This window comes from Streptomyces sp. NPDC054813, assembly GCF_053611365.1.
Genome location: NZ_JBSHAF010000019.1, coordinates 194,382 through 216,214, shown reverse-complemented (window position 1 = coordinate 216,214; position 21,833 = coordinate 194,382). Strand labels below are relative to the sequence as shown.

The 21,833-nt window shown below is 64.6% G+C and carries 15 protein-coding genes and 1 pseudogene; 11 read left to right on the top strand and 5 right to left on the bottom strand.

Annotation, left to right across the window (positions count from 1 at the left end):
• Positions 1–509 precede the first annotated feature (509 nt).
• A complete protein-coding gene (locus ACWGJB_RS33500; RefSeq protein WP_453383805.1) occupies positions 510–923 on the top strand; it encodes a very short patch repair endonuclease in 414 nt (137 codons plus the stop codon).
• A 459-nt stretch (positions 924–1,382) separates the two neighbouring features.
• Positions 1,383–2,951 carry a DNA cytosine methyltransferase gene (locus tag ACWGJB_RS33495; protein WP_453383792.1) on the top strand — a complete coding sequence of 523 codons (1,569 nt, stop codon included), beginning with the start codon at positions 1,383–1,385 and terminating at the stop codon, positions 2,949–2,951.
• A gap of 35 nt (positions 2,952–2,986) precedes the next feature.
• On the opposite strand, the gene ACWGJB_RS33490 is transcribed toward ACWGJB_RS33495, so the two are convergent.
• Genes ACWGJB_RS33490 through ACWGJB_RS33475 form a run of 4 tightly spaced genes read right to left on the bottom strand, consistent with a single transcriptional unit; the run spans position 2,987 to position 10,753 of the window.
• Positions 2,987–4,087, bottom strand: a complete 1,101-nt coding sequence (locus ACWGJB_RS33490) for an AAA family ATPase (RefSeq protein WP_453383791.1) — start codon at positions 4,085–4,087, stop codon at positions 2,987–2,989.
• On the bottom strand, positions 4,084–5,973 hold the full coding sequence (drmB, locus tag ACWGJB_RS33485) for a DrmB family protein (RefSeq protein WP_453383790.1): 1,890 nt from the start codon (positions 5,971–5,973) through the stop codon (positions 4,084–4,086). The genes ACWGJB_RS33490 and drmB overlap by 4 nt, the downstream gene beginning before the upstream one ends.
• A 5-nt stretch (positions 5,974–5,978) precedes the next feature.
• Positions 5,979–9,140: a helicase-related protein gene (locus ACWGJB_RS33480; protein WP_453383789.1), complete on the bottom strand. Its 3,162-nt coding sequence runs from the start codon at positions 9,138–9,140 to the stop codon at positions 5,979–5,981.
• Entirely contained in the window at positions 9,137–10,753 is a 1,617-nt protein-coding gene (locus tag ACWGJB_RS33475; RefSeq protein ID WP_453383788.1) for an NERD domain-containing protein, read from the bottom strand. Before ACWGJB_RS33475 ends, ACWGJB_RS33480 begins: the two co-directional genes overlap by 4 nt.
• A gap of 151 nt (positions 10,754–10,904) precedes the next feature.
• On the opposite strand from ACWGJB_RS33475, the pseudogene ACWGJB_RS33470 reads away from it, so the two are divergent.
• The 5 genes and pseudogenes from ACWGJB_RS33470 to ACWGJB_RS33450 all read left to right on the top strand — a co-directional run.
• A pseudogene (locus ACWGJB_RS33470) lies at positions 10,905–12,131 on the top strand (sigma-70 family RNA polymerase sigma factor); the annotation flags it as partial.
• A gap of 258 nt (positions 12,132–12,389) precedes the next feature.
• Positions 12,390–14,489, top strand: a complete 2,100-nt coding sequence (locus ACWGJB_RS33465; protein ID WP_453383804.1) for a transcriptional regulator — start codon at positions 12,390–12,392, stop codon at positions 14,487–14,489.
• Positions 14,486–15,478 (top strand): hypothetical protein, encoded by a 993-nt coding sequence (locus ACWGJB_RS33460; RefSeq protein WP_453383787.1) that lies wholly within the window; start codon positions 14,486–14,488, stop codon positions 15,476–15,478. The genes ACWGJB_RS33465 and ACWGJB_RS33460 overlap by 4 nt, the downstream gene beginning before the upstream one ends.
• Positions 15,475–16,362: a DUF6339 family protein gene (locus ACWGJB_RS33455; protein WP_453383786.1), complete on the top strand. Its 888-nt coding sequence runs from the start codon at positions 15,475–15,477 to the stop codon at positions 16,360–16,362. The genes ACWGJB_RS33460 and ACWGJB_RS33455 overlap by 4 nt, the downstream gene beginning before the upstream one ends.
• A gap of 262 nt (positions 16,363–16,624) precedes the next feature.
• A complete protein-coding gene (locus tag ACWGJB_RS33450) occupies positions 16,625–17,287 on the top strand; it encodes an HAD family hydrolase (protein WP_453383785.1) in 663 nt (220 codons plus the stop codon).
• Here the strand turns inward: ACWGJB_RS33450 and ACWGJB_RS33445 are convergent.
• A complete protein-coding gene (locus ACWGJB_RS33445) occupies positions 17,268–18,548 on the bottom strand; it encodes a transcriptional regulator (protein ID WP_453383784.1) in 1,281 nt (426 codons plus the stop codon). The two genes, ACWGJB_RS33450 and ACWGJB_RS33445, sit on opposite strands and share 20 nt — an antisense overlap.
• A 181-nt stretch (positions 18,549–18,729) precedes the next feature.
• On the opposite strand from ACWGJB_RS33445, the gene ACWGJB_RS33440 reads away from it, so the two are divergent.
• From ACWGJB_RS33440 to tgmC, 4 genes are read left to right on the top strand one after another with little or no spacing between them, the layout of a single operon-like run.
• Positions 18,730–19,221, top strand: coding sequence for a hypothetical protein (locus tag ACWGJB_RS33440; protein WP_453383783.1), 492 nt, complete (start codon positions 18,730–18,732; stop codon positions 19,219–19,221).
• Positions 19,222–19,264: 43 nt separating this feature from the next.
• Positions 19,265–19,531, top strand: a complete 267-nt coding sequence (locus ACWGJB_RS33435; protein ID WP_453383782.1) for a putative ATP-grasp-modified RiPP — start codon at positions 19,265–19,267, stop codon at positions 19,529–19,531.
• 21 nt (positions 19,532–19,552) lie between these two features.
• Positions 19,553–20,602: an ATP-grasp ribosomal peptide maturase gene (tgmB, locus tag ACWGJB_RS33430; RefSeq protein ID WP_453383781.1), complete on the top strand. Its 1,050-nt coding sequence runs from the start codon at positions 19,553–19,555 to the stop codon at positions 20,600–20,602.
• A complete protein-coding gene (gene tgmC, locus ACWGJB_RS33425; RefSeq protein ID WP_453383780.1) occupies positions 20,514–21,713 on the top strand; it encodes an ATP-grasp peptide maturase system methyltransferase in 1,200 nt (399 codons plus the stop codon). The genes tgmB and tgmC overlap by 89 nt, the downstream gene beginning before the upstream one ends.
• Positions 21,714–21,833 lie beyond the last annotated feature (120 nt).

Below are 21,833 nucleotides of genomic sequence, written 5' to 3'. Positions count from 1 at the left end.
TGCGTCCCATCAGCATGAAGCGATCTTGACGCACGTCCGGTCAGCTGACCAGTGACCCGGACTTGCGCCCACTCATTTCGTTAGGAGTTCTTAGACCACCCACCACCTCCCCGCCGCCGAACCCACCCGGCGTGCCCGGACGACCCGGCGCGCCCTCAACCCCGACCAAGAGCGCAGCCCACCCCCGGGCACACCCCGGCAAGCCGCCCACTTTCCCCGGGCCGCCCGCTCGCTTCTACCCCGTGCTGGAGCGGCCCGGGTCAAGGGTGGCCCGAAGGGCCATCGGCGCAGCCGACGCGGACGCGGAGCGCAGCGGAGCGGGAGCGCCCTTGAGGCGGGACGCGGAGGCACGACACTGCTAACAAGCGGGCGGCGGCCCCGGTCTTCGCCCGTGGACGCTGGCCTCGGCCCAGGCAGAGCGCTCAGCTCATTACGTGTCCTCCACCCGCCGCTGGCAAAATGCTCCCGTGCCAGACGTCACCCCGTCCTCTCCTGCCGTTTCCGCCCGCATGAGCAAGCAGGCGCGCAAAGACACTGCGGCCGAGCTAGCCGTACGACGATTGCTGCACGCGGCCGGGCTGCGATATCGGGTGGAGTACCCGGTGCCGGGCATGGCCCGACGCCGGATCGACGTTGCGTTCACGTCGATCAAGCTAGCCGTGCTGATCGACGGATGCTTCTGGCACGGATGCCCGGAGCACGCAACGCAACCGCAGTCGAACGAACAGTGGTGGCGCCAGAAGCTGGACCGCAACATGGCTCGAGATGCGGAGACTACTGAACACCTCGTGGCCGCCGGGTGGGAGGTCTTACGGTTCTGGGAGCACGAGGCGCCCGACGCGGTGGCGTTGCGCATCGCCGAGACAGTCCAACGTCGCCGCGCAGCCGTGGATCGAAGGCGATCAAGAGGGAGGGCTCGATGACCGATTTTACGTTCGTCGATGTGCACCCGGAAGCGAGCGGCTTGCCTTGGGCCTGGAACAGGCGGACTTCACTCCTCGCCTACGAACCAGCCCAGGCGGCGAGCGTGGCGCCACCTTTGACAGGCGGATCGAAGACGCACGGGGGGCCTGACTTCGGACCGGTACGAAGGCGAAGTGGCGACGAACGGGGTTTACAAAAATCGTTCGGGAGCGAGCCACGCGGTCCCGACATCAAGCGGGATCCGTCCCAGGGCAACGACAGACTGGACGGGATGACGGTGAACCACACGGCCGTCCGCCAGAGTTTCCCCGAGATTGGCTCTTCGCCAGCGGCAAGGCCGACCGCTAGCGACAGGTAGGCACACCGCGCCGCCAGCTGTGGGAGAGGCGCTGGGTCGCGTGGGTGGCAGCGGCATTACAGGGACCATCACCCTCTAACGCCGGCTACACTTCAAGCCCATGAGCCACATCGAAAAGGAATACTCCCCACCTGTAGGTTTCCGCATTTTGGACCTATTTGCGGGCCCGGGTGGGCTGGATGTGGCGGCACACGTCCTCGGGTACGAGGTCACCGGCATCGAATGGGACGCGGGGGCATGTGCCACCCGTGAAGCGGCGGGGATGGACACCTTTCAGGGAGATGTCCGGCATTACCGTGCAACCTTCTTCCCTCTTGCGCAGGTGCTGACTGGTGGACCTCCCTGTCAGACCTTCACCGTCGCCGGGCACGGGGCGGGGCGACGTGCGCTGGACCAGGTGGTGGAGTACATCGAGCAATTGCACGAAGTCGTGCGTCCCGAGAACCCGGACTGGATGAAGATCTTCCGAACCTGGCGGAGGATCTCGGAGGAGCTCCGGCGAAAAGAGATCGAGGCCAAGAAGGTCAGGGCCGAGAAACGCAAGGTCGAGGAGCTCAGGGCCACGAACCGTAAGGCCATGAGGAACAGGCTGGAAGAGCTCGGACGGTCTTCGAACCAGGTCAAGACCTTCCTGAAAGGGCTCAAGGCTCCGAAGGATCTTAAGGTCCCGGATAACGATGACGAACTCAAGGGCCTACTCAAGGAGTTCTGGGATCTTGCCGACGGGCTCAAGATACTGAAGGACAATCTCGAGGAGTTGGGCGACGAACGGACGGGATTGGTCCTGCAGCCCCTTTGGTGGGTGATCGAACGGAGCAAGCGCCCCGGCTCGAAGCCTTACGAAGCCGTCATCCTGGAGCAGGTGCCTGCGGTGATGCCGGTATGGAAGGAGTACGCCAAGGTGCTCGCGTCCCTCGGATATCGGACCCGGAGGCAGCTGATGCACACCGAGGAATTCGGCGTTCCGCAGACTCGACGGCGTGCGGTACTGATGGCCCGTCTCGTTCCGACCGCCCCTCCGAGCGGGCTCCCTGCCGATCTTCTCCTTGACGTGCCCGAAACCCACGAGCGCTACCAGCCCGGAGGCCGCTCCATGCCACTGAAAGCACGCCACTCGGACACCCTCTTTGGGGAAGCTTCGGAAGAGGATTCCGAAGAAGCTCCCAAAGAGCCTTGGGTTTCCATGGAACTGGCACTCGAGAAGGCGCAGAAGGTCTCACCGGGGAAGGTGTACAAGCGTCCTGATTTCACCGTCGTCTCGAACTATGGGACCGGTGGGGACCCCGAGGCACGCGGTCGGCGCGACCACGACGTCCCTTCTGCCACGATCACCGGAAAGGTGTCGCGGAACCGCTTGGTTCACAAGGGTACCGACGACGACCTCACAGAATTCGACCGCTTCACCCATGCCGAGGCCGGCGTGCTCCAGACGTTCCCCGTCGAATACCCCTGGAGCGGCAACGACGTACCCCAACAGATCGGTAACGCCGTGCCTCCCAGGCTCGCGCTGCACGTGCTGCAGCATGTGCTTGAACCCGAGCTAAGCGGCAGCAAGGCCAGGGGCAGGCTGAAGCAAGCCGCCGAGAGACTGGAGTTCTGGAAGCCTGACGGGCCGGTGAAGACCCGCGGTCACCGCGACTTGAAAGGGCACCCGCTCACGGACAGATGACCCCCCGACCCGGGACGGTGTGACTAGCTACACGATCAACCGGTGTGGCGTACCAACAAGGATTCCGGGATGTTCGAAAGAACGGTGGGTTCTTCGGGGCCGCGGTAGGCGAAGTGAAGATCCTCGCGAGCGCGTGTACACAACACGAAAAGTCGAAGACGGGCGTCCACGCTGGTCGGGTCCTCTGCGTACGCGTCCAAGTCCGGCACGAAGACACTGTCAAACTCCAAGCCCTTCATGCTGGCCGTGGTCACGATCCGGATCGGGCGGGTCGAGAAGTTGATGGTATTCCGGTAGCGATCGTCGTGAACATACGCCTGGGTGTACTTCGCCAGGCCAAGGTGCGTGAGCCTGCTCTGGACGTCCCGCAGCAGTCTCGTCGACCTGCAAATGATGCCAATGCTTCGCTCCGGGTGGGCTTTGAAGCACTGAGAAACTCTAGCGAGGAGAAACTCCACGGATGGGACCTTCAGGACGGTGGGGGTGGGACCGACGCGCTTCGGCAAGGGCATCGTGTCCCGGGACTCCTTTCGAAATTCTGACGCGAGGATCGCGATCTCCCGACTGCACCGACGGTTCTCCCGCAGTACGAGCGGAACGGCCGGTGCGCCAAGGAACCGTCGCATCTCGGACAGGCTGCTGTCGTCGTCGCCGATCCGCTGGTTCTCGTCTGCGAACACGGTGACGCCGACACCGAGGATGTGACACAACTGGTAGAAGGCGACGGGCAGGTTCTGACCCTCGTCGATCACCAGATGTGCGTTCGATCTCACCCTTTGCCTGACGCACTCTCGCTGTATACCGACCCAGTCGTAGCCAAAAGCATCGTCGCCGCCCAGCGGGGGATCGGTCCGGAAGCGCTTATGCCAGAACTCCCTGAACCACCGATGGTAGGTAGTGACGTTCAGGCCCTCCGTGAGGTCCGGCGCCAATTGTGCGAGGTACTGATGCAGCAGATTGGAGTGCGTGAAGAGAACCACGTCGCGCCCGGCAACTGTCAACGCCCAGGCCCGGTAGACGGCCATCATGGTCTTTCCGGTGCCAGGTGCCCCAGTGACGACGTGACTTCCGTGGAACGGAAGGTCGACGACTGCCCGTTGCTCGGTGTTGAGGTCGAGGAGGGAAGGGATCTTCACGGCACATCGACGGCTCTTGCCGACTCCTCAAGTGCGGCCTGAACAACTCCGCGAAAGAACCCTGGGACCTCGCCGTCGCCGATCAACAGCGTCCTGTCCAAGAGGGAGTTGTCGATCTCGCAACATGTCTCGGGAAGAAGCGTGCAGGCATGGCAGGCGGCACGGTTGAGATTGGCCAGAGACCTACCGGTCGAGTCGGCGCACAGTGGGTCCTGGGAGCACCACTGCGCCGATTCGAGCAGTCGGATCAAAGTCTCGACGAGGTTCGGTGGCTGCCCCTGGCGTACGAGCCCGCCCAGCGTCCCCTCGGCGTCCCCGGCGGCTGTATAGATGAACACACCAGCCTGAGGCAGAAGTTCACTCCCCTGCGGGTGACTTCGAGCGTAGACACGTTCTCGTAGCGACGCTGCGTTGTATCCACTGTCATACGAGAGCTGGCGGATGAATTGGTGGGCCAGCGTGTGCAGCATCACGAATCTCGGAAGAAGGTCCGGACCCGTCTTTTCCCTAAGACGGTCGGCCTTGAAGGAGGCGTCCATGTTGCGCATGATGCGTCGCGTCCAGTCGCGCACCGAATCAAGCCTCTCCCAGGCGCTCACGCGTTGCTCGTCGATGGCGATGAAGATGCCTTCGCCGTAGGTCTCAATGGCGGGCAGCCATCGGGCCCTGGTCTGCGTGTTGACCGACACAACGCGCCCGCCCTCGCCCTCTTCGTCGTCACCTGAGCTGGGCTCATACCGCGAGAATCCCTGGAGCGCACGTACCTCGCGTACCCGGTCGGCGACGACCACGGCGGTTATGCCCGCGGACAGCTCCTGCATGGATCCTGGGGCCTCGCGGCCGACCCCGAGATGGGTCCGACGCACGGAGAACGTCTTGGAATCGGCGACGGATTCCGGAGCGGAGAAGGCCGCCCACTCGGCGATACTGAGGTCCTCGTCCTGACCGGCAGACGACATCGACGATGCTTCGTCAGCATGGCGGCGTCGCACAGATTCCACGAACTCCTCTGTGACCTCGCATTGGTTGGCGATCACAGCTCTGAAGGCGTCGGAGATCGGGCTGCCGTACTCGTTGTTGAAGTCTGGCCACAGGGAGTGATTGACGACCTTCTGGGTCGATTCGTCCTCCTCGGACAGGCCCGCCGGCGCCGGGATGTCGATCGCCGAGTGGGTGATCGGGAAGTACACGTTGGAAGCACCCCGCTGTACCGCTTGTGGCGTCTCCTCGCAGGGATCCGCCTCGTCGGTCTCGTATTGCCAGGGGTGCGTTCCCGGGCACTCCACGCCTGTCTGCTTGAGGATGTTCTTCTGGCTGATTCCTGCCAGATTGCGACCGGCTCGGCAAACGGCACAGACGACGCGCAGCGCCTCCAGTCCGGACGACTCGGGAGTGGCGAGGAACCGGAGCCGACGAACCTGGCATTGGCGCTGAGCATGACCCTCGCTCCTGGAGTGGGCCCATCTGCGCCAGTCGATGTCGGCCATATGGCCCGCCCTGCATACCTGGATGAAACGCATCGGAGCCAGCTGCGGCTTCCCGGCACAGCGCCCGCAGGTCGGCTGCCTGTCCCGTTGCTCGCGTTCCAGGCGCCAGAACTCCATTTCCCTGCACTGAGGGCAGAACAGCCACTTGGGAAACCGCACGTAGGAGGGGCCGCTGCGGCTCGCGTAAGCGGCTTTTCCGGAGGGGATGACGGGGGCCGACCTGAAGCCTTCGACTCCCAACTTCCTTGCAAGCCGTGGTGAATCCACCCGCTCGGCATTCGCTGCCCAACTACGGATGTCGGCGGCTACGAACGATTCACCTCGCAGATCGAGGATTCCACCGACACCGAACGGGACGATGGTCTGCGACCTGCGAACCTTGCGACGAATATCCTTCACGACCCTCATGTTCCTTTCACGCTGACGAGACACTCGCGGTCGACGTTGCGCATCGACTGCGCCGTCTCCCACAGGCCACCCTGCTTGCCGAAGTCCCTGAGGAGCGACGGGTGCAGCCGTCCCTGGGGCTGGTAGTAGAGACGGCTGCCCTCGCCGCGCGCGATCTCGGCCTCCTGCATCCAGGCTTCAATCAGGGAGTCCAGCTGCTCGGCTGCGGCGTCGGCCTCCTCCGGATCGGCTCGCCGCGCGTGATCCACCACGAGGTCGCGGATCCTGGCGACTTCATCCGCGTGATCAAGGATGTCTCCGGCCTTGTTCTCCGCGTCCAGCCCGATTCGATGTCGCACAAGGATGGTCAGCACCGCATGCAGGGCCCGTTTACGTGAGGGCATGGACCACGGTGTGACGCTGGTGGGTTCGACATGCCGATAGAGCGAGCGGTGGTACACGCCGAACGACTCGTAGTGCGATCTGTCACGCGGTTTGGTCGAGCGGAAGAGGGTGACGATCAGCCCCGGTACATGACGACGACCTACGCGGCTGGTGGCCTGGATGTATTCCGAAGTCGTCTTGGGCTGTCCGTTCATGAGCATGAGGCCGAGCCGCGGAACGTCGACGCCCACGGACAGCATGTTGGTTGTGGCGAGGAAGGAAACGCTGCCGGCTTCCTTGAAGCTCTTGCCGAGACGCTCGAGCAGTCGTGGTTGAGCAGCGCGCGGAATATTGCTCGTGAGCTCGACAACCGAGTCGTCGTTCAGCCCGCGTCGCTGAGTGTCGTCCTTCGTCAGATGCTCGAGTCGCGCAGGGATGTCGTCCCGCGCGATCGTGACGGTTCTGCCGAGTTCCCGCAGGCTGTTGTGATAGGCGACCGTGGTCCAGTACGCGTCACGGAGGCTGTCGTCGTCACAGACCTCCTTCGGGGCTTGGAGCGCGGCGGCTCCCACGTGCACGGTCGACGTCGAGGCGGTGTGGCCCTGTGCCATGACACCCACATATAGACGTCCGGGCTTGTCCTTGTCGGGCGAGGCGAAGTAGGAGTGACCGGCGTTGATCCCCGCCGGAGGGAAAAGCTGTGCGGGTCGACCGTAGAGGCTGCGAATCTGGTCTTGCGAGCGTCGGATCGTCGCTGTGGACGCGATGACCTTCGGCATGGTGCCGCCGCGGGTGCAGAGCTCGAGGACGGCTGCTTCGTACAGACCGACCGTGGTTCCCAAAGGTCCGGCCAGGAGGTGCAGCTCGTCCTGGATGACGAGCGAGGGAGCACGCTTGCCGTTCCCGCCGAAAAGGTTGCCCGCTTCTGATTCCCAGGCCAGTCGCGCGAACTTGTCCACGGTGCCCAGGACGAACGTCGGCGGTTCTTTGTAGATCTGCTGGTCCACGACGGACACGGGGAGCAGCTCGTGGAAGACGCATGCGTCGCGCGGGCAGAAGAAAGAGGTGGTGACTCCGTCCGCCCGGATGCCGAAGTCGCGATCCTGCCCCTGCCGTTCCGGGACGATCTCGGTACCGCACCAAGGGCAACGCTCGAGCAGGAAGCGATCATCGGGAGTGTTCATCTGCTTCAGGGCATCCAGCTCGTCTTGCGCGGCCGAGATCTTGTTCGGCGTCGTCTCCTTGCCCACCCAGAGACCGATGGAAAATGGTTCCCGCCCCAGCTCATGGGACAACGCTCCGTCGTGCCCTCTCCTGATGTACTCCAGGGCACAGACTGCCGTTGCAGTGCGCTGGAACTGCTGCGTGGTGAGGAGACTCAGCGTGTACCGACTCAGAACGGCCGTGCCGCCCCCAGCAGCACCGAACGTCAACCGGCGCCAGAGGATCTCGAAACAGGCGGTAAGGAGGTAGGCCTCCGTCTTGCCCCCGCCTGTTGGGAACCAGATGAGGTCGACTGTCCTGCGACTCTCGTGCTCGGGCTTCATCAGGCCCTCGATCACGAGCAGGAAATAGGCGAGCTGAAACGGGTGCCATGCGTAGTCGCCATCGGGCTCGGACAGTTCGAGCACTTCGCTGTTTCTACGGCGACGGCTGCCCGCCAGTTCTGGGCGACTGTGGAGCATCTGGAGCGCCATGGCCCGGTTGGCCAGTCGGAAGGCCTCACGTGCCTTGGTTCCTGCGGGGGTTGATGCCGTAAGAGCCTCCACTCCCGACGTCATGCGGTCGGCTGCCGTCCCGATGCGTTCAAGGATGCGCGCAGTGGGCGCAGCAGCCCACGCTTGCAGGGAATCCGCATCCGACCGCTGGGTGTCGAACCACTTGCGATAGCCCAGGACGAAGGAGTGCAGTTCGGTCTTCAAGTCGTCCACGGTGAGATCCGGCTGGGAAAGATACGCGAGGTTGAGCACCGGTAGGTCCTTGGGGCCGTCGGGCTTGATGCGCTCGACCACCTGTTGTGGCATGACCTCGGCACGCACGGTGGTGACGGGGTCGGATTGGTAGTCCCACTCGACGGCACACCCGTGTCCTACGGCCCTGGTCACGATGTTCCGATACTGGACCCGGAGTTCCTGCTCTTCCTCGTCGCGACTGTTGAGACGGGTACTCGGGTACTCCAGGATGGAGGATCCATCGAGTGTCGTCGCCCGAAGTTCGGCCTGGAACAGCATCAATTCGCGGTCCTTGTGCGTGCTCTCCTCCTCGTCATGGGCGTTCGCCAGCACGCATGTGATGAGATGTCCGTTGCCGAAGGGGCGCCATCGGACATGAAGAAAGCCGTGACCGTCCAGAACGCCAATCGGCGTCGTTCGTTCCGCCGACACCATCTCGGTCGTGGAGAGTCGCGGTTGCCTTCGCCAGCTGCGACGCCCCCCCTCCCGAAATGTCAGGTAGCGGGAGGCCGCACATGTCACCTTGATGTACCTAGCGTTGGTGAAGAAGGAGAAGCCGAGCGAGGACGGAAGCCATGCATTCGCCTCTGCCACCGGATCGTCGGCGAAGCTGTCCTCCTCGCCGTTTCCCGCTTCAGTCTCTTTGAAGTCCTGTTCGCCGTCGTCCTGCGCCTGCTCCAGCAAGGAGGCACCCCGCGGATACAACGTGCCCATCAGGTACCGGCGGTCGGGCGGGTCGACGATCGTCTCGTCCTCGGGACCTGCCGGTCCGACCAACTGCTTTCTGAGGTACGCCACGAAGTCGGCGCGGTAGACGGAGAGTTGTGATGCGGAGTCGTTCACTTGAGACGTCCCTCCCGCGTGAGCACGGTTATACCCAGTTCCTTTAGCGTCCGGCGGGTTCCGGGGCGGCAAGCGACCCAGAGCTGGGCGCGAGCCCTGGTAAGGGCGACGTAAAGCGCGTCAAGACGGCCCTCGAGATGCTCGGGCTCGAGATCGATCACACAGACGACATGGTTCTCGTGGCCCTTGAAGTCAGTGACGGAGGACCAGGTGAGACGGTGCTTCGTGCGTTCGGTTCCGACAACGTCGGAGAATCGCTCGATCTTCGAGGCTCGCTGTGACAGACGGGCCGAGCTCACTTCCCACACCCCGGCAGCAGACAACAGCGTGATGTCACGGAGCGAGACACCCTCCCGCACGAGCTCGTCGACGTAGGCGTCGAGGACCACCGCCTCCTCGCGAACGTCTTGCGCGTCGGCGAAGAGGACCGGCTCGCCCTCACCCGCGGACGCGACCCCCAGGTCGGCTCCCGTGTAGTGATGGACCTGCTTGACGATCTGCACGGTGTTGCGGCAGTTACGCTTCATGGGCCCGTACACGAGGCCCAGGGGGCGGAGGTAGTCCCAGGCCTCGGGGTCGAACGAGTCCGGGGCCAGTACCTGGTTGTTCTGATCGAGCATGAAGAGCCAACTGCCTTCGGCGAGGCCGCCCGAGACGAGTTCGTCCAAGGTGTCCAGACACTCGAAAGTCATCAAGTCCTGGGCCTCGTCCACGATCAGCTGGTCGAAGGTGCGCCTTCGAACTTCGTCCAGACGGTCGAAGGGCAGGACCGTAATCGAGTCGCCCGTCAGGATCCGGTCCATGTGGGCAGCCAGCGTGGTGCTGGCACAGGTGAACAGGACACTGCCGGTGACGGACTTGCGGCGCGCCGCCTCAGCGGCGAGGAAGGTCTTGCCGGTGCCGGCGCCCCCGGTCCAGACGAGTCGAGCATTGGACTCCAGCTCGTCGAGCCTGTCGATCTGCTCGCCGGTGAGACGTTCGAAGACTACGTCGAGATGTGTCAGTCGGGAGTGCAAATTGGGCACAAGCTCGAAATCCGGGCGGACGGCCTCGAGTATCCTCTTGCGCAGGGAGGCAGAGACAGGGGTGTGGGCCCACCTGTTCCGAGCCAGCCAGAAGCGAGTGGCTCGTTCGATGCCCTGTGCAAGACCGCGTCCTCCGTTGTACGCCGTGGCGCCCAGATACTGTTGGGGCTCGAACTCGGTCGTGCGTTGGATGTCGACGTCCGTGGTGATCACGAGGTATCCGCTGGGGACGCCGTGGTCCCTCAAGTCCCCGATCAGGGCGCTGAGCTCCCGCTCGAACTCGTGCATGCCTCCGCTGGCCTGGGCGAAGGGGCTCTCCTTGGGGCCTTCTTCGCGACCGGGTGGCCCGTAGTACCACTTTCCGTCGCGGTGGTGGACCCCACCGCCCTTGACCTCGATGAAGAGCAGGATGTCGGGCATGATGACGACGAAGTCGATCTCGCCAACACGTTTCTTGTGGTGCTTGGGGAGATGAACCGTGTGCAGCGCGACGCTCTGGTCATCGGGAATCGCCTTGAGTGCCGCGAACACACCGCGCTCGGCCTGGCTCCTCGTGCTGCTCGAGATCTCGCTCGGAATGATTCGCATCAACTCTCCCCATGGTCACGCCCAGACGTCCTCAAAATACCGAGTGACAGATCCTCGGCGCGCGGCCTCTGGCGAGGAAGTGCTGGCAGTGACGGCCCGCTGGGTGATGGACTACGACGGAGCAGCGACGAAGTAGGGGCGCGGGGGCGTGATGACCACGGAGCGAGACGATGCATCCGGGATCCGGCTGGATCAATCCGGTGGGGATCTGCTCGTCGGGCTCATACGTCGATTCACGGACGAAGGAGCCGAGCGCAGCGCAGCCCTGATGCAAGTGATCAGGGCTGCACGCCTTGACGCGCAACAGTCCCAGGCCTTGTACGAAGCCGTGGTGGAGGCAGAGGAGGAAGCCGAGCACGGAGCAGACCCCCCGGACGTCATGGAGAAGCCAGCTTCCGAGGAAAAGACCGGTCTCGACGAGGTGGTCGACGACCTGGATTCCTTCGACGAAGAAGAGGCGGCCCCGGACCTCGAGTCCCTTCGAGGGACGGTGCGTGTCGGCGACATGGAAGCGGCCCGTCGCGCCGCTCGCCGCCTGCTCGAGGTCGATCGGCGGCGAGTGAACCCGCACCGGCGTCTGCTGAGTGCCGAAGAAGAAGTGGGGCTCTGCCTTCTGTTCCGAGGAACAAGAAATTCCTCGGATGAGTTGCCCGACGGCTACTTGGCGACACTTCCGCGAGACAGCGAGGCTTACAGAGCAGCGTCTGCCATGGTCATCCACAATCAGCGGCTGGTACACAAGATCCTGCGCGGCATGGGGCGCTGGGCAGGTGGCCCCATGTACGAGGACCTTGCGCAGCACGGCATGGTAGGACTGATTCGAGCCATAGAGAAGTTCGACGTCTCCATGGGGTGCAAGTTTTCCACTTATGCCACCTGGTGGGTTCGGCAACGCATCACCAGAGCCGTGATCAACGAAGAGGCGGCGATTCGGCTTCCGGTTCACGTCTGGAGCGACGTAGAAAAGGTACGGAAGCGGGAACAAGCCTTTCTTGATCAGGGAAGAATCCCCAATATAGATGATCTGTCCTTGGCGTGCGAACTCAGTCTCGCAAAGGTGACGGAGTATTTGAGGTTGGCACATCGGGTGGTTCTGTCGCTCGATCAACCCGTCGCCGAGAAGACGTCTCTAGGGGAGTTGGTCGTCGATGAGTTTCAGCCCGTTCCGAGTCCGGAACAGGAACTATGGTCAGAATTTGAACGCGAGGAACTTTTCCAGTTGTTCGATGCGTGCATGTTCACGGAGAGAACCCGGAATGTTCTTCTGCTGCGACATGGCTTCATCGACGGCACAGCCTGGACGTTGGAGGAGATCGGGAGGAAGTTTGCAGTCACGCGCGAACGAATCCGGCAGATCGAGAAGCGGGCCGTGGAGGAGTTGAGGATCCAGATGGGGTTGGATCCCGACAACCCCGACGCGGAACGCCGCCGGAGGAAAGCCGCCCGGAAAATTGCTCAGGAGGTCGCTGAGATGTCCGAGCGGCACAGAGGTGCGGCGAGGCAGGCAGAGGCGGGGGCTGGCGCGTCACTGCAGAATGATATTGCGGGCAAGCCGGAGACAGAGAGCGGTTCCGACGGGAGAGGGCGAGCGGTGACCTCGAAGGAGACGGAGTTCGGTCGGTGGTTGTCCGAGCGGATGCGAGAGATGGGGACTGGCAAAAGTGAACTGGCACACCGGCTGGCAGTGACGCGGGCACTTGTCGATGCCTGGCTCGATGGTCGTTCCATGCCTGACCCCGACCTTTTGACCAGGGTGCACGAGACCCTTGGAGTCGACGCGAAATGCAAGCAGGGCTTCGCGAGTGGTCCGGACCGATCGGACACGTCCTCGGAGACATCAGTCGTGTGGTACCACCGGCCCGGGCACGACGACGGTGGGCGGGAATTCGGCAATGCCGCGGCTTTCGCCTTCGAGGCCGATCTGGAGGTTCTGGCTCGTGAGGCGACGCAGAACAGCCTCGACGAGCGCGACAGAAGGAACGATCGCCCGGTGAGGGTCCGCTACACCCTGCACGAACTGACCGGGGACGCCCTGGCACGGTTCCGCACTGCGATCCACTGGCACGACCTCCACCCGCACTATGAGGCTGCTGCCGCGCAGGACCAGAAGGTCGGGCGGGTCATCGGCGCCGGCTTGCGGGAGATGCTCGAGCGAGATCGGCTGGTCCTGCTTCGCGTCGACGACTACAACGCCAATGGGCTGACCGGTGACGACTACGATGACGGCCGCTTCGCCGCCGTGGTGCGGCGCCAACTCGAAAGCCGCAAGTCGGATGTGGCGGCTGGCGGTTCGTACGGACTCGGAAAGGCCACGCTCTGGGCAACCAGCCGACTGGGGCTCGTTCTCATCAATTCCACGCTCTCCGAACCTCATGAGGGGCATACCCAGCGGCGGCTAATTGGACGACTCGATCTGCCCTGGCGTGAAGTGGACGGCAAGAGATTTGCCGGGCCCGCTTGGTTCGGGCAACCGGATCCAAAAGCCGAAAACAGTGAGGTCGTCCGTTCCTGGTGGGCTGACGAAAAGACGGCAGAGGATCTGCATCTCACCCGTGAGGGCGATGATCCCGGCACGTCGTTCTTGATTGTTGGAGCACATGATGTGGCCAGCCTCGCCGGGGCTGGGCAGGACCTCGAAGGTGATGCGGGTGATGACGAGGACAGCCTGGAGCGTATGCACCAGCGGCTGGTTCGCGCGCTCGGTCGTAATTTCTGGGCTGCCATGACAGCAGGAGGCGACCGCCGGCCTCTGTTGGAAGCATCGGTGCGCACGCTGCGCAACGGAGTGGAATACGTGGAGGAGGAACGGGTCGAACCGGAAGTGCATCAACCCGCGCGCTCGCGTGCTCTTCAGGCGTTTCTGAGTGGCACTACGGTGGACCGGCTCACCGAGGCGGGTCAAGTAGCCCTCGTCACAGTGCCGTTGAAGGTGCCCGAGAGAGATGGCTTGACCGAAACGGCCGGTGAGCACAGGGCCGTACTCCTTGTCACCGAGGCGATGGACGCCGATGGCAAGATCAACCAGGTGACTGCGATGCGCGGCAATCGGATGACGGTCAAGACCAGCTGGGTGCCTGGCCTCCCTGTGGGAACCAATCCGTTCCAGGCAGTTCTGCTCGTGGGCCGGGCGGCGGGTAACGACGCGCCCTTCGCAGCCGAAGCCGAGGAGTTTCTTCGATCCTCCGAGCCGCCGGAGCACAACAAGTGGGGGCAGACCGAGGAGTTGAGGATGCGCTACTCGCCTTCAGCCCATCGGCGGATCGCAGCGTTGACGTCGGAGACCAACAAGGCCGTGCACGAGCTCGTGGCGGTCTCCAAGGAGAAGAAGTCCGGCGGGCCGAGCAGGGTGAGCAAGCGCCTCAAGATCTCGGGCAAGCCTGTCAGCAGGGTCAGGGGGACTGTGACGCCTCCGAAACTGGATGATCTGGATGCAGTGGTCGATCCTTCTGGTGCGTGGCAGATCACCGCCGAGGTCAAGGTGCCGGCTGCGGGCGACCCCTGGAAAATGAGCCCCGTCGCCAAGCTAGAGGTTCGCTCCGGCCCTCGTCCGGTGGTCAAGTGGGCCGAACTCGTTGCCGTCAGCAATTGCGAAGTGGTGGACGGCGTTTTGCATTTCCCGCCCGGGAGCCGTCGTGCGGTATTTCGGGGCGTCACCGACGTGTCCACACACCCAGTGAGGGCCGCACTGAGCGGTCTCGTTGTCGAACTCCACGAGAGTAAAGGGGGCCTCGCGTGAGGGTTTATCCGTATCCCCGGCTGACCGGTGCCGTGACTGCGCGTGTCACGGCCGTCCGGTTGCGCGGCCCCGGAGACATCCGTGAGCAGTTGGAATCCAAGGGATACTCGGTCGTCGAGCAGGTCGTGGCACTCGGCATGGCCGAGCGCGACGACTGGCAGATCGCGCGGCTTGCCCTGACGGCGACCGTGCCGGTCCGAGAGATCGAGGCGAAGGGCCACTGGTCCGACATCGCGGTCGTCGCCGTTCTGATGGAGGGGGCCACCAACGCGCGTACTTGCGTTCCGTTGACGCGCGGTGTGGAAGGTGGCAGGGAGTGGACTGGCGAGATCGAGCTCGACCGGGACGACCATCTGGACCGCGCGTCGCTGGCTGTGCACGTGGTGGCCACAGTCGAGGAAACACCGGGTCGGATCATCGGCTCCATCGATCAAGAGTGGGTGATCGACATCTCTTCCGACGTCCCGCTCAGGGATCGCCAACTGGACGTCAGCACAGTCAGTTTCGCCCGCGGCGCCGAGTGGTTGCGCAGTTTCCGGGACGCACCCTGGATAGTGGACACTTCGGGGCGGATGCCTACCGTCCGCCTTAACTCGGACTTCGAGGGCCTCGTAGCACTGGTGGAGGGTCGGGGCTCAAAGGTGGAGGGCGTGGTGGGAGAGATGCTGCTGGCCCAGATGTGCGCCGATGTATGGACCGCTGTATTCCACACTGCCATCGGCGACCTGGAGATCGAGGACGACGGGACGCCGCTCTTCCCGCCCGACTGGCGAGGCGCGGTGCTGCGAGAGATGCTTCCGGACATCGTCCCCGGGCGGGCGGTGGAGGATGCTCTCCGAGAGGTGCATCTCCGGCGTACCGGTGAGGGGAGCTGGACGGATCTGCAACCTCGTATCCAGTACGCCGCCGCACGTCGTGCCGAGGTTCCCAAGGCGTTGGCCACCACTGTCCGTGACATCGAACGAATCGACCAGGAGACCCTCGCGTGACTTCCCGTCCCGAGCACCTGCCGGAACGACTTGCTCTGATCTCCGATGTGCAGGCTGCCGAGTTCATCTCCACAGGCCTGCTCGAGGGACGTGAGGACGTCCCCTCCATCGCGCTGAACAAGATTGCCGAGAGACTGCCGGGTGACGACGCGCGCCTGCGGCTGGACCGAGTCCGGGATCTGATCGAACACGCGCTGAGTAGATTCGGGAACGAACGTCCCACTGCCGCGGACGCGTGGCTGGCACCACGTCTGCACGAGACCCTTCGCATCACGCGTCGGGAAGCGGCCGAAAAGGGGTTCTGGACATATCTAGCCCTTGGAGTGGCGCCGGACTACGTAGTGTGGCGGCATCTGTCCGAACCGAAGGCGGATGGATCGCCCGGGCGCGTGGCTCGCGACAGGTTCGTCGGCCCACACTACAAGCAGACGTTCGCCCGGCTCTGGTGGGCAGCCGAACTCTTCCGTGACGGCTCGGACTACCGACCCGTCGTAGTGGCCTGTGGCAACCAGGACATGCTCAACTCTGCCCTTCGGCTCGACGTCATCGATCACCGCCCCACCGCCCTTGCTCTCGTCAGGCTCATGGAACGGGGCGCTGTGCGCACCGGTCGAGAAGTCAACGCCCTGACGTCTGCGGTCAATGCTGCCGCAGCGACCTTGATGTACGACGTCATCGCTCTGGATGTGGAAAGTGATCGGGCACCGCTGCGCGAGTGGATCGCGGGCGCCGAGTCATCACTTCCATCGCCTAGGAATGAACTGCCCCAAGGTCCGGAGGAGGAGAGAGTTCCAGAGCAGGCGGTTGAGAAACTGATCGTCCACTTCGAGGAGCTGTTTGCGTACGCGCAGGTCAGGGGTCGAACTTCCGACGAGAGCGAGTGACCTTGCGTGAATTCACATCCATGGGGACAGTCCTTCAGTCTGCTCACATGGTCAAGGGCATCTCTCAGGGAGATCCAGAGCTGCTTGGTCTCGGGAATCCGATCGGGAGTATGTCCGCCTGGGGCGCATTACGCCTTCCTTAAGGTGCCGCGTGACCACATTTTCGTATCGCAACGCCGTGGCGGTACATGACCACACCGGCCAATCACCAACACTATGAGCGGGCATGCGTCCTGGTTCGGTCTCCCGATATCCTGCGCCCGTGATCCGCGCAGTCGTCTTCGACGTAGGTGAATGCCTGGTAGACGAGACCCGGGAGTACGGGACCTGGGCCGACTGGCTCGGTGTGCCTCGGCACACCTTCCACGCCATGTTCGGGGCCGTGATCGCTCAAGGGCGGGACTACCGGGAGGTCTTCCAAGAGTTTCGCCCCGGGTTCGATCTCTACGAGGAGCGGGAGAAGCGGGCCGCCGCCGGACGGCCGGAGTCCTTCGGGGAGGAGGATCTCTACGCCGATGTGCGGCCTGCGCTTGCCGAACTACGAGGTAAGGGACTCTGGCTGGGGATCGCCGGGAACCAGACCGTGCGGGCCGGGCGAATTCTGCGGGAGCTGTTCTCCCACGATGTCGATCTCATCGGCACCTCCGACGACTGGGGCGCCAGTAAGCCCGACCCCGAGTTCTTCAAGCGGGTCGCCGACGTCGTGCCCGTCGACGTCGGCGAGGTGCTTTACGTCGGGGACAGGTGCGACAACGACATCCGTCCTGCCCGCCAGGCCGGAATGCGGACCGCCCTCGTGCGTCGTGGCCCCTGGGCCACCATCCAGTGGAGCGACCGCGAGGCCAAGGAGCTGCCGACCTTCCGGGTCGAGAGCCTGCTTGAACTTCCGGATGTGATCGCCGAGTTCAACGACCCAGCGCGCTGAGCGTCGTCGACCAGTCGTACAGCCGGTCGTCGAGGGCACGTACGCAGCGCTCGGCCTGGTGGGGCGTGAGCGCACGACGTACCTCTCGTACCCGGTCCATGCCGGTCGCGTACCAGGTGACCGCCAGCTGGTCGAGGGCCTTGCCCGCGTACTCGCAGGCCTGCTCCGGGTTCCCGGATGTGGCCTCCACGGCGGCCAGGTCGCCGTAGACGACCGAGCGTTGCTTGTCCTCGGCCGGCGTCATCGCTGTCAGGGCATGCAGCAGACTTTCGCGGGCTTGCGGGAGGTGGCCCGCGATCATCTGGGTGTTGCCCTTGAAGGCCGCCAGGCGGGCTGGGGAGAACCAGTCCAGCCACTCCGGCGACGGGTGTTCGTTGCCCGCCGTCAGGACTTCCTCCGCGTGGCCGAGCAGGTGCAGCGCGGTACGGCTGTTGCCCGACCTCGTCTCGCACTCGGCCTCCACCGCGTCCAGCCAGGCCAGGAACTCGGCGGAGGCCGGCGCACGTCGTGCGTAGGTGCGAGCGGCCGTCATACGCTCAAGCGCGCCGTCGCGATCCGCCGCCCAACCCGGGACGAACGCCATGTGCGCGGTGATCGCTGAGCCGAGCAACGCGTCATTCGCCTCTCCCGCTGCCTGCAGAGCCGACAGGAAGGTGTTGTTGGCCGTGCTCGGCTCGCGGAGATCGAAGAACTCGACACGACCTGCCAGGAGGTAGGTCTCCGCCATCGCGGCCGCGATCTCACGACGTGTCGAGTCCGTCGTCTCCGGCAACAGGGCGCATCCCAGCGTCGCGTGCGCGACGACGGCCGGGTGCAGCTCTGCCGGTGCGACCGACCAGTAGAGCCGACGGTGCGAGCGGGTCACCGCCATGAAATCGGCTCCGGCCGTGGAAGGTTGACGGGTCACGGCGACTTTGCGGGGCGGTGATGCCCGGCCGCCCAGCACTGTCAGGCCGCCGGTGGCCAAGGCACGCCGTGCCTGCTCCGCGTGCTGCGGCCCATCTGAACCCCATGGCGGCGTGAACCCCAACGCCTCCATGCTCTGTCCGAGCAGGTGCACAAGAACGCGTTGGCAGTCCGGTTGCGGCCAAGGTGGGTTGTCCGACTCCCAGCGCCGAACCTGCCGCACACCGATCGACAACCCTCGAACGCCCATGTCTTTGGCGTGCTGGGTGAGTGCGTCGGCCAGATGCTGCTGGGAGTTGAAGCCCGCGGCTACGCGAGCGGCCTTGAGTCGAACGTTGCCGGTGGGCCTCGGCATGGGAGCACCTCCTGCTACGGCTGCTTCAACTCTTCCACATCGGGTCCTGTTTCAAGCGGGGCGTCCTCCCCAAGGAGTCATGAAAGACCCTATGGAGTCCCTTCAGTGACCCTTTCAAGTCCTCGAATCTGACGCCCGGTTACTGGACGCTTTGCATTGTCCCCAAGACAGGAGGCAGGTTGTGGACACACAAGAGGCCCTGGACAGAGCGATCTCCGAATGGCTCGCACGAGCCCATCCGACGCCTGCGCAGGCCTGGCACGAGTGGGCGATTCAGGGCGTCGCCCTGTTACCGCTCGGCGATCGGTTCGCGGCGGTGCGCATGGCGTCGGAGGAGGTGCACGCCGCCGTGGATTCGAGCGACCCGGATGATGTCGCCGTCTGCCTCGGCCTCTTGCTGGGGGGCTCGATCATCTACGACCGCCGATTCGCCGGCGGCACCTACTACGCCCTGATCCAGGGACACGCCGGTCTGGTCTGGGCGTACGACGACATCGCCACGTGTCTGGGGCAAGGCACCTATCTCGGCGTGCCACGGCTCGACCGACAACAGTCACCGGGCACCTACTGGCTCGTCCCGCCGCGCTACGAGGGCGATCTGTGCACCCCGCGTTCAATCACGGCCCTGGTCAAGAAAGGGCGGTCACGACTGGCCGCACGCTCGGAAGTCTGATCCTCCTGCGCGAAGAACATCGAAAGGAATGGTGAGCAATCACATGACGACTACTGCCGTTCAGGCGCCCTGGGCCATGCGGTTGGTGACCGATCGGCTGCCGATCGGGCCTCCGTCGCACACGTCCGTCGTGCTCGATGCCGCCTCGCAGACCGCCGTCTACATGGACGCCGCCGGTCAGGTGGTCGAGATGGGGAAGCACGGGACGTCGAAAACGTCGGGTACGGCTTCGGTTTCCGGTGGTGGGGACGGGCAGCAGCCGCAGCCTCAGACGCAGGACGACAGCACGACCGACTACGAGTCGGACTGAACCGTGAGGCGCACAGTTCTGGTGCTCACCGCGTTGGAGGATGTCACCGCGGATCGGGTCATCGAGGCTCTGAATGAGCGCGGGACGACCGTTGCGCGCGTTGATCCGGGGGATGTCGGGCTGGACCTTGCCTTCGGGTTTCGGCTCGGGCCAGGCGGAGGCTCGACGTGGGGCGGGCGGTTGCGTACTGCCAGCCGGGAGGTGGATGTGGAGTCCGTGACAGCCGTCTACTGTCGCCGGCCGACCCCGTACACCGCTCGCTTCCAGCAGCTGCCCCGCCAGTTACGGGAGTTCGCCGTCGCAGAGGCACGTCATGGGCTCGGAGGTGTGCTCCACGGTCTGCGAGGTGCGTTGTACGTCAACCACCCGTCCGCCGTAGCCCGCGCCGACTTCAAGCCCGCCCAGCTCCAGAGGTTCGCCTCTCTCGGTCTGCGTGTTCCGGAGACTCTGGTCACCAATGACGTGGAGGAGGCTCGGAAGTTCGCGGCCGAGCACGAGCGCGTCATCTACAAGTCGTTCCGCGGGTTGCCGGAGGGGGAGAACGGGTACGCCGGGGCGATCTGGGCCCAGCGCATCGAGGCCGATGCCCTGGATGACTCCGTCTCGGTGACCGCGCATCTCTTTCAGGCCGAGATTCCGAAGAGCGGGGATGTGCGGGTCACTGTGGTCGGGCGTCGTGTGTTCGCCCAGCGGATCACCACGGCGGACGGTGCCCTGGATTGGCGCCGGGGTGACTGGGACCGTCTCGTCCACGCCCCCATCGCAGTGCCCGAGTCCGTTCGGGGCGCTCTGTACAGCTTCCTGGCCTCGTTCGGGCTGATCTTCGGCTGCTTCGACTTCGCGCTCACCGGCGACGGGACGGCTCCGGAGGACTGGTGGGCGATCGAGTGCAATCCGAACGGGCAGTGGGGCTGGCTTCCGGACGCGCCGGCCATCGCCGACGCGTTCGCCGAGATCCTGAGCCGAGAGGACATCGAATACCTTGACGACACCGAACGACCTTGGGAGCAATGCCGTTCTGCTCCGGCGGAAGTTGGCGAAGGAACTCGCGCGGAACGGCTCGGTGGATGATCTCCGGTGGTTGACCGCCGTCGAAGAGGTGCCTCGACATCGGTTCGTGCCGGGTTTCTATCTGGCCGCCGGCGGGACTGACGAGAACGGGTTGGTGGTGTGGGAGCCCGTCACGGCCGAACTCGACCACGGCAGGTGGCTGGCCGCCGCGTACTCCGATACCACGCTGATCACCCAGTTCGACGACAGGGAGCCGGACTGGAGCGCGCCCGAGGTACGGCACGGTGGGGCGCCCACCTCCTCCTCGACCCTGCCCTCACTCGTCCTGAGGATGTGGGCCGATGCCGAGGTGAGTGAAGGGCACACGGTGTTGGAGCTCGGCACCGGCAGCGGCTACTCCACCGCGCTGGCCTGCGAGTACCTCGGGTCTGCCGACGTCACGAGCATCGACGTCGATCCGGACCGGCTGGCGGTGGCGGCCGACGCCCTGTACGGCTGCGGCTACACGCCGACTCTGGCCGTGGCGGACGGGCGGTACGGCTACTGGCCCGAGGCGCGCTTCGACCGGATCGTGGCCGCTTGCTCGTTCCGTTCCGTGCCGGGCGCGCTCCTCGCACAGACCCGACCGGGCGGGAAGATCCTGCTCACGCTGTCGGGGTGGCTGTACGGCTATGCGCGCGTCCTCCTCACGGTCGCGGAGGACGGTACGGCGGAGGGGTCGCTGCTGCCGGGCACCGTCTCCTTCATGTCGGTACGGGCGCACGCGGCTCCGGTCTTCGGCAACCCCGCCCACTGGGCTGCTGGGCTACCGGAGAAGGCCAGGCCGGCGCGGTACGGCCCGGAGCGGATCACGGCTGACAGTCCGGTGGCATTCCATCTACGCTTCCTCGCCCAATGCGCGGTGCCCGACGCTCAGATGACCACCGTGGGCGAGGTCGTGCATCTGGTCGACGTAGTCCGTGGCTCTGCCGCGTCGCTCACGCCGTGCGACGGTGGATGGGAGGTGCGGGAGGCCGGGCCGATGCGGTTGTGGGAGCGCGTCGAGGAGGTCGTGGAAGCCTTCGACTCTGCCGGGTGTCCCGGGTCGGAGTCGTTCGGACTGCGGGTGTGCGGTGGGGAGCAGAGGCTGGTCCACGCGCAGGTTTCCGGTCTTGAGCTGCCCGGGGCTTAAACCGCTTGTGGGGTAGGGCCGGGGCCGGTATCGAGGTCATGCGCCGAACCGTCGCCTGCAAGGTGCCCCCAGCCGCCCGCTTCTTTCTCAGTGTCGTGCTTCCGTGAGCTGAGTAAAGGG

Coding starts and splice junctions, on each gene's coding strand:
- ACWGJB_RS33500 (WP_453383805.1), top strand. CDS start 510: ATGAGCAAGCAGGCGCGCAAAGACACTGCGGCCGAGCTAGCCGTACGA.
- ACWGJB_RS33495 (WP_453383792.1), top strand. CDS start 1,383: ATGAGCCACATCGAAAAGGAATACTCCCCACCTGTAGGTTTCCGCATT.
- ACWGJB_RS33475 (WP_453383788.1), bottom strand. CDS start 10,753: ATGCGAATCATTCCGAGCGAGATCTCGAGCAGCACGAGGAGCCAGGCC.
- ACWGJB_RS33465 (WP_453383804.1), top strand. CDS start 12,390: ATGCGAGAGATGGGGACTGGCAAAAGTGAACTGGCACACCGGCTGGCA.
- ACWGJB_RS33445 (WP_453383784.1), bottom strand. CDS start 18,548: ATGCCGAGGCCCACCGGCAACGTTCGACTCAAGGCCGCTCGCGTAGCC.
- ACWGJB_RS33435 (WP_453383782.1), top strand. CDS start 19,265: ATGACGACTACTGCCGTTCAGGCGCCCTGGGCCATGCGGTTGGTGACC.